Consider the following 6,073-nt stretch of genomic DNA (forward strand, 5'->3'; position numbering starts at 1 on the left):
ACACTATGGATAAGAAAGCATCTCGCATCCGTCGTGCTACACGCGCACGTCGTAAGATTGCTGAACTGGGTGCAACTCGCCTAGTAGTACACCGTACTCCTCGTCACGTGTACGCTCAGGTTATCGCATCAAACGGCTCTGAGGTTATCGCAGCAGCTTCTACTGTAGAAAAAGCGATCCGTGAGCTAGTTAAGAACACCGGTAACGTAGACGCAGCTAAAGCGGTAGGTAAAGCTATTGCAGAACGCGCTCTTGAAAAAGGCGTATCAGCTGTTGCGTTTGATCGTTCTGGTTTCCAATACCACGGTCGAGTAGCGGCGCTAGCAGAATCTGCTCGCGAAGCTGGTCTGAAATTCTAAGGTAGGGTTGGAAGATGGCTAAAGAACAACAACAAGCTAGTGATTTGCAAGAAAAATTAATCGCAGTTAACCGTGTTTCTAAAACGGTTAAAGGTGGTCGAATCATGAGCTTTACTGCACTAACTGTAGTTGGTGACGGTAATGGTCGCGTAGGTTTCGGATACGGCAAAGCTCGTGAAGTACCTGCAGCGATTCAAAAAGCAATGGAAAAAGCGCGTCGTAACATGGTTACTATCGCTCTTAACGAAGGCACTCTTCACCACGCGGTGAAAGGTCGTCACTCGGGCTCTAAAGTTTACATGCAGCCAGCTGCAGAAGGTACAGGTGTTATCGCCGGTGGTGCGATGCGTGCTGTACTAGAAGTTGCCGGTGTACATAACGTACTTGCGAAAGCGTACGGTTCTACTAACCCAATCAACGTTGTTCGTGCAACAGTTGCTGGTCTAGTAGATGTGAAGTCACCAGAAATGGTTGCAGCTAAACGTGGTCTCACTGTTGAAGCGATTTCGGAGTAAGCACCATGGCAACTATTAAAGTAACTCAAACTAAAAGCTCAATTGGTCGTCTACCAAAGCACAAAGCTACTTTGCGTGGTCTAGGCCTTCGTCGTATCAACCATACAGTAGAACTTGAAGATACACCGTGTGTACGCGGTATGATCAACAAGGTTTACTACATGGTTAAAGTTGAGGAGTAATCAGAATGCGTTTGAATACTCTATCACCGGCTGCTGGTTCTAAGCACGCTCCTAAGCGTCTAGGCCGTGGTATCGGTTCTGGCCTTGGTAAAACAGGTGGCCGCGGTCACAAAGGTCAAAAGTCACGTTCTGGCGGTACAGTTCGTCCAGGTTTTGAAGGCGGTCAAATGCCTCTAAAACAACGTCTACCTAAATTCGGTTTCACTTCTCGTAAGAGCCTAGTGTCTGCTGAAATTCGTCTAGCTGAGCTAGCGAAAGTTACGGGTGACGTGGTCGATTTAAACAGCTTGAAAGCAGCTAACCTAATCACTAAGAACATCGAAAATGTTAAAGTTGTTCTTTCTGGTGAGATTAGCAAAGCAGTGACTGTGAAAGGTCTTCGCGTGACTAAAGGCGCTAAAGCTGCAATCGAAGCTGCAGGCGGTAAAATCGAGGAATAATCTCGAGGAACGAGGTACAGATGGCTAAGAAACCAGGACAAGATTTTCGTAGTGCTCAGAGCGGCTTAAGTGAGCTAAAGTCGCGCTTATTATTCGTAATTGGTGCACTTTTAGTATTCCGAGCCGGTTCTTTTGTGCCGATTCCTGGTATTGACGCAGCTGTACTTGCCGATTTGTTCGAACAGCAAAAAGGTACCATCGTTGAAATGTTTAACATGTTCTCCGGTGGTGCTCTTTCGCGTGCATCTATCTTAGCATTGGGCATCATGCCGTATATTTCGGCATCAATTGTTGTCCAATTGCTAACTGTAGTTCATCCAGCGTTAGCCGAACTCAAGAAAGAGGGTGAGGCAGGGCGTCGTAAGATTAGCCAATATACGCGTTATGGCACGCTTGTACTTGCAATATTCCAAGCTATTGGTATCGCAACAGGCTTACCAAACATGGTCAACAATCTGGTTGTTATCGACCAAACCATGTTTACCCTGATTGCTACCGTGAGTTTAGTAACTGGCACCATGTTCTTAATGTGGTTAGGTGAACAAATTACTGAGCGTGGAATAGGAAATGGTATTTCCATTTTGATTTTTGCAGGTATTGTTGCTGGATTGCCTTCGGCAATCGGACAAACGATTGAGCAAGCGCGTCAAGGTGAATTGCATGTGCTTCTTCTGTTGTTAATTGCGGTACTTTCTTTTGCTGTAATTTATTTCGTTGTTTTCATGGAGCGTGGTCAGCGTCGTATTGTCGTTAACTATGCAAAGCGTCAACAAGGTCGTAAAGTGTTTGCAGCGCAAAGTACTCACTTGCCATTGAAAATTAATATGGCGGGTGTAATACCTGCAATTTTTGCATCGAGTATTATTTTGTTCCCAGGAACATTAGCTCAGTGGTTTGGTCAAAATGGTGAGAGCAGCACATTCGGTTGGTTAACTGATGTGTCTTTGGCTCTTAGCCCTGGTCAACCTCTGTACGTTATGCTTTATGCAGCAGCGATTATTTTCTTCTGTTTCTTTTACACAGCGTTGGTGTTTAACCCTCGTGAAACAGCGGATAACTTGAAGAAGTCCGGTGCGTTCGTACCCGGCATCCGCCCAGGTGAGCAGACAGCGAGATACATTGATAAAGTAATGACCAGACTAACCTTAGCGGGTGCTCTCTACATTACCTTTATCTGTCTGATTCCCGAGTTCATGATGGTCGCGTGGAACGTACGTTTCTATTTCGGCGGCACATCACTACTTATCGTAGTGGTTGTGATTATGGACTTTATGGCACAGGTACAGACTCATATGATGTCCCAACAGTATGATTCTGTGTTGAAAAAAGCAAATCTGAAGGGCTACGGCCGTTAATTCAGATTTCACTTACGGAGTTTAGCAATGAAAGTTCGTGCTTCCGTTAAAAAAATCTGTCGTAACTGTAAAGTAATCAAGCGTAACGGCGTCGTTCGCGTGATTTGCAGTGAGCCAAAGCACAAGCAGCGCCAAGGCTAATTAGCAGAAATTTTTACTTGAAATATAAAGGTCGGTCGAGTATATTCCTCGGCCTACCTTTTGTGTGCAAAAGAAGTAGTATGCCGCAGCGTATCCTCGACGGGCTTTGCTGCGGATAATTTCTTATATAAGTACTAGGAGTGAATAGTGGCCCGTATAGCAGGCATTAACATTCCTGATCAGAAGCATGCTGTAATTGCATTAACTGCAATCTACGGCATCGGCAAGACCCGTTCGAAAGCTATCTTAGCTGATTTGGGTATTGCTGAAAGTGTTAAGATCAGTGAACTAACTGAAGAGCAGATCGATCTACTGCGTGATGGTGTAGCTAAATACACTGTAGAGGGTGATCTTCGTCGTGAAGTTTCCATGAACATCAAGCGTCTTATGGACCTTGGCTGTTACCGTGGTCTTCGTCATCGTCGCAGTCTACCACTACGTGGACAGCGTACTAAAACCAACGCTCGTACCCGTAAGGGTCCGCGTAAACCGATCAAGAAATAGTCGGAAGGGTATAGAGTACAATGGCAAAACAACCAACTCGCGCACGTAAGCGTGTACGCAAGCAAGTTGCTGATGGCGTAGCGCACATCCATGCATCTTTCAATAACACAATCGTAACTATCACAGACCGTCAAGGTAATGCTCTAGCTTGGGCAACTGCTGGTGGTTCTGGTTTCCGCGGTTCTCGTAAGTCTACTCCGTTCGCTGCACAGGTTGCTGCTGAGCGTTGTGCTGAAATGGCTAAAGAATACGGCCTTAAGAACCTAGAGGTTATGGTTAAGGGTCCAGGTCCAGGTCGTGAATCAACTGTTCGCGCACTGAACGCTGCTGGTTTCCGTATCACTAACATTGTTGATGCGACACCAATCCCTCATAACGGTTGTCGTCCACCTAAGAAACGCCGCGTATAACGTTTCTAGGAAGATTGGAGAAAGATCATGGCAAGATATTTGGGTCCTAAGCTGAAGCTTAGCCGCCGCGAAGGTACTGACTTGTTCCTTAAGTCAGGCATTCGTGCGATTGATACCAAGTGTAAAATTGACAACGCACCAGGTGTACACGGCGCTCGTCGCGGTCGTCTATCTGAGTACGGTGTTCAGCTTCGTGAGAAGCAAAAAGTTCGTCGTATTTATGGCGTTCTAGAAAAACAATTCCGTAACTACTACAAAGAAGCTGCACGTCTTAAAGGCAATACTGGTGAAAACCTACTTCAGCTTCTTGAAGGTCGTCTTGATAACGTAGTTTACCGCATGGGCTTTGGCGCTACTCGCGCAGAAGCACGTCAGCTAGTAAGCCACAAAGCTATCCTAGTTAACGGTAAAGTTGTAAACGTTCCTTCTTTCAATGTTGCGGTTAACGACGTTGTTGCAATCCGTGAGAAAGCTAAAAAGCAATCTCGCATTAAAGCAGCTCTAGAAGTTGCTGAACAACGCGAAAAACCAACTTGGATTGAAGTAGATGGCGGCCAAATGGAAGGTACATTCAAGCGTATGCCTGAGCGTTCTGACCTGTCAGCTGACATCAACGAACAATTGATCGTCGAGCTTTACTCTAAGTAAGGTTAAACTAAAGAGAGGACACAATGCAGGGTTCTGTAACAGAATTTCTTAAGCCACGTCTTGTTGATATCGAACAGATTAGCACGACACACGCAAAAGTAACTCTTGAGCCGTTAGAGCGTGGTTTCGGCCATACTCTGGGTAATGCACTTCGCCGTATTCTTCTATCTTCAATGCCAGGTTGTGCTGTAACTGAAGTGGAGATTGAAGGCGTACTACACGAGTACAGCACCAAAGAAGGCATTCAAGAAGATATCCTTGAGATCCTTCTGAACCTAAAAGGTTTGGCTGTTCGCGTTGCCGAAGGCAAAGATGAAGTGTTCATTACGCTGAACAAATCAGGCTCGGGCCCTGTTGTTGCAGGTGACATCACCCATGATGGTGATGTAGAGATCACTAACCCTGAGCACGTGATTTGTCATCTAACGGATGACAACGCTGAGATCGCTATGCGTATCAAAGTAGAACGTGGTCGTGGTTATGTTCCAGCTTCAGCTCGTATCCATACTGAAGAAGATGAGCGTCCAATCGGTCGTCTACTTGTAGATGCTACTTACAGCCCAGTAGACAAAATTGCCTACTCTGTGGAAGCCGCTCGCGTAGAACAACGTACTGATTTAGATAAGCTCGTTATCGATATGGAAACGAACGGTACTCTAGAACCTGAGGAAGCAATCCGTCGTGCAGCAACTATTCTTGCTGAACAATTGGATGCGTTCGTAGATCTTCGTGATGTACGTGTACCTGAGGAGAAGGAAGAGAAGCCAGAATTCGATCCAATCCTACTGCGTCCTGTAGACGATCTTGAACTAACAGTTCGCTCTGCTAACTGTTTGAAAGCAGAAGCGATTCACTACATCGGTGATCTAGTACAGCGCACTGAGGTTGAGCTACTTAAAACGCCAAACCTTGGTAAGAAATCTCTTACAGAGATTAAAGACGTGCTTGCATCACGTGGTCTATCTTTGGGTATGCGCCTAGAGAACTGGCCGCCAGCGTCTATCGCTGAAGATTAATCGATACTAGTTAGAAGGATTAGGTCATGCGCCATCGTAAGAGTGGTCGTCAACTCAACCGCAACAGCAGTCATCGCAAAGCGATGTTCAGCAACATGGCTAGCTCTCTAGTACGTCATGAAGTTATCAAGACTACTTTGCCAAAAGCAAAAGAGCTACGTCGCGTCGTTGAGCCTTTGATTACACTAGCTAAGACTGACAGTGTTGCAAACCGTCGTCTAGCATTTGCTCGCACTCGTGATAACGAAGTTGTGGCAAAACTATTTAACGAACTAGGTCCACGTTTTGCAGCTCGCCAAGGCGGCTACACACGTATCCTAAAGTGCGGTTTCCGTACTGGTGATAAAGCTCCAATGGCATACATTGAGCTTGTCGATCGCCCAGAAGTAGCTGTAGAAGCTGCTGCTGAGTAATCAGTTCGTATAATTAAAAAAGCCGAGTAGTAATACTCGGCTTTTTTGTATGCGTAGATTTTATCTTTGAACACGGGCTAACCAGATAAG

Annotated in this window: 11 protein-coding genes; all 11 read left to right on the forward strand. The window is 45.8% G+C overall.

Annotated features, from left to right (window positions below):
- The first annotated feature begins 5 nt into the window (after positions 1-5).
- The 11 genes from rplR to rplQ all read left to right on the forward strand — a co-directional run bounded on the left by rplR (position 6) and on the right by rplQ (position 5,983).
- Positions 6-359 carry a 50S ribosomal protein L18 gene (gene rplR, locus AACQ17_RS10020; protein ID WP_013855926.1) on the forward strand — a complete coding sequence of 118 codons (354 nt, stop codon included), beginning with the start codon at positions 6-8 and terminating at the stop codon, positions 357-359.
- 14 nt (positions 360-373) lie between these two features.
- Entirely contained in the window at positions 374-874 is a 501-nt protein-coding gene (gene rpsE / locus AACQ17_RS10025; RefSeq protein WP_010318775.1) for a 30S ribosomal protein S5, read from the forward strand.
- A gap of 5 nt (positions 875-879) precedes the next feature.
- Positions 880-1,056, forward strand: coding sequence for a 50S ribosomal protein L30 (gene rpmD, locus AACQ17_RS10030; RefSeq protein WP_004398455.1), 177 nt, complete (start codon positions 880-882; stop codon positions 1,054-1,056).
- A gap of 5 nt (positions 1,057-1,061) precedes the next feature.
- Positions 1,062-1,496 carry a 50S ribosomal protein L15 gene (gene rplO / locus AACQ17_RS10035; RefSeq protein ID WP_010318777.1) on the forward strand — a complete coding sequence of 145 codons (435 nt, stop codon included), beginning with the start codon at positions 1,062-1,064 and terminating at the stop codon, positions 1,494-1,496.
- Positions 1,497-1,516: 20 nt separating this feature from the next.
- Positions 1,517-2,851 (forward strand): preprotein translocase subunit SecY, encoded by a 1,335-nt coding sequence (gene secY / locus AACQ17_RS10040; protein WP_017046739.1) that lies wholly within the window; start codon positions 1,517-1,519, stop codon positions 2,849-2,851.
- A 27-nt stretch (positions 2,852-2,878) separates the two neighbouring features.
- Positions 2,879-2,992 carry a 50S ribosomal protein L36 gene (gene rpmJ, locus AACQ17_RS10045; protein ID WP_000868186.1) on the forward strand — a complete coding sequence of 38 codons (114 nt, stop codon included), beginning with the start codon at positions 2,879-2,881 and terminating at the stop codon, positions 2,990-2,992.
- A 147-nt stretch (positions 2,993-3,139) separates the two neighbouring features.
- Entirely contained in the window at positions 3,140-3,496 is a 357-nt protein-coding gene (gene rpsM, locus AACQ17_RS10050; protein ID WP_010318779.1) for a 30S ribosomal protein S13, read from the forward strand.
- Positions 3,497-3,516: 20 nt separating this feature from the next.
- A complete protein-coding gene (rpsK, locus tag AACQ17_RS10055) occupies positions 3,517-3,906 on the forward strand; it encodes a 30S ribosomal protein S11 (RefSeq protein WP_001118870.1) in 390 nt (129 codons plus the stop codon).
- A 27-nt stretch (positions 3,907-3,933) separates the two neighbouring features.
- Complete coding sequence (gene rpsD / locus AACQ17_RS10060) at positions 3,934-4,554, forward strand: 30S ribosomal protein S4 (RefSeq protein WP_013855928.1); 621 nt, start codon at positions 3,934-3,936, stop codon at positions 4,552-4,554.
- 23 nt (positions 4,555-4,577) lie between these two features.
- Positions 4,578-5,570 carry a DNA-directed RNA polymerase subunit alpha gene (locus AACQ17_RS10065; protein WP_010318781.1) on the forward strand — a complete coding sequence of 331 codons (993 nt, stop codon included), beginning with the start codon at positions 4,578-4,580 and terminating at the stop codon, positions 5,568-5,570.
- Positions 5,571-5,596: 26 nt separating this feature from the next.
- Positions 5,597-5,983, forward strand: coding sequence for a 50S ribosomal protein L17 (rplQ, locus tag AACQ17_RS10070; protein ID WP_017042856.1), 387 nt, complete (start codon positions 5,597-5,599; stop codon positions 5,981-5,983).
- The last annotated feature ends 90 nt before the right edge of the window (positions 5,984-6,073 follow it).

This window comes from Vibrio sp. V10_P2A27P122 (assembly GCF_963874335.1).
Taxonomy (GTDB): domain Bacteria; phylum Pseudomonadota; class Gammaproteobacteria; order Enterobacterales; family Vibrionaceae; genus Vibrio; species Vibrio anguillarum.

Bases quoted from the DNA above. Each gene is read 5' to 3' on its own strand.
- rplR (WP_013855926.1), top strand. From the start codon at position 6: ATGGATAAGAAAGCATCTCGCATCCGTCGTGCTACACGCGCACGTCGT.
- rpsE (WP_010318775.1), top strand. From the start codon at position 374: ATGGCTAAAGAACAACAACAAGCTAGTGATTTGCAAGAAAAATTAATC.
- rpmD (WP_004398455.1), top strand. From the start codon at position 880: ATGGCAACTATTAAAGTAACTCAAACTAAAAGCTCAATTGGTCGTCTA.
- rplO (WP_010318777.1), top strand. From the start codon at position 1,062: ATGCGTTTGAATACTCTATCACCGGCTGCTGGTTCTAAGCACGCTCCT.
- secY (WP_017046739.1), top strand. From the start codon at position 1,517: ATGGCTAAGAAACCAGGACAAGATTTTCGTAGTGCTCAGAGCGGCTTA.
- rpmJ (WP_000868186.1), top strand. From the start codon at position 2,879: ATGAAAGTTCGTGCTTCCGTTAAAAAAATCTGTCGTAACTGTAAAGTA.
- rpsK (WP_001118870.1), top strand. From the start codon at position 3,517: ATGGCAAAACAACCAACTCGCGCACGTAAGCGTGTACGCAAGCAAGTT.
- rpsD (WP_013855928.1), top strand. From the start codon at position 3,934: ATGGCAAGATATTTGGGTCCTAAGCTGAAGCTTAGCCGCCGCGAAGGT.
- AACQ17_RS10065 (WP_010318781.1), top strand. From the start codon at position 4,578: ATGCAGGGTTCTGTAACAGAATTTCTTAAGCCACGTCTTGTTGATATC.
- rplQ (WP_017042856.1), top strand. From the start codon at position 5,597: ATGCGCCATCGTAAGAGTGGTCGTCAACTCAACCGCAACAGCAGTCAT.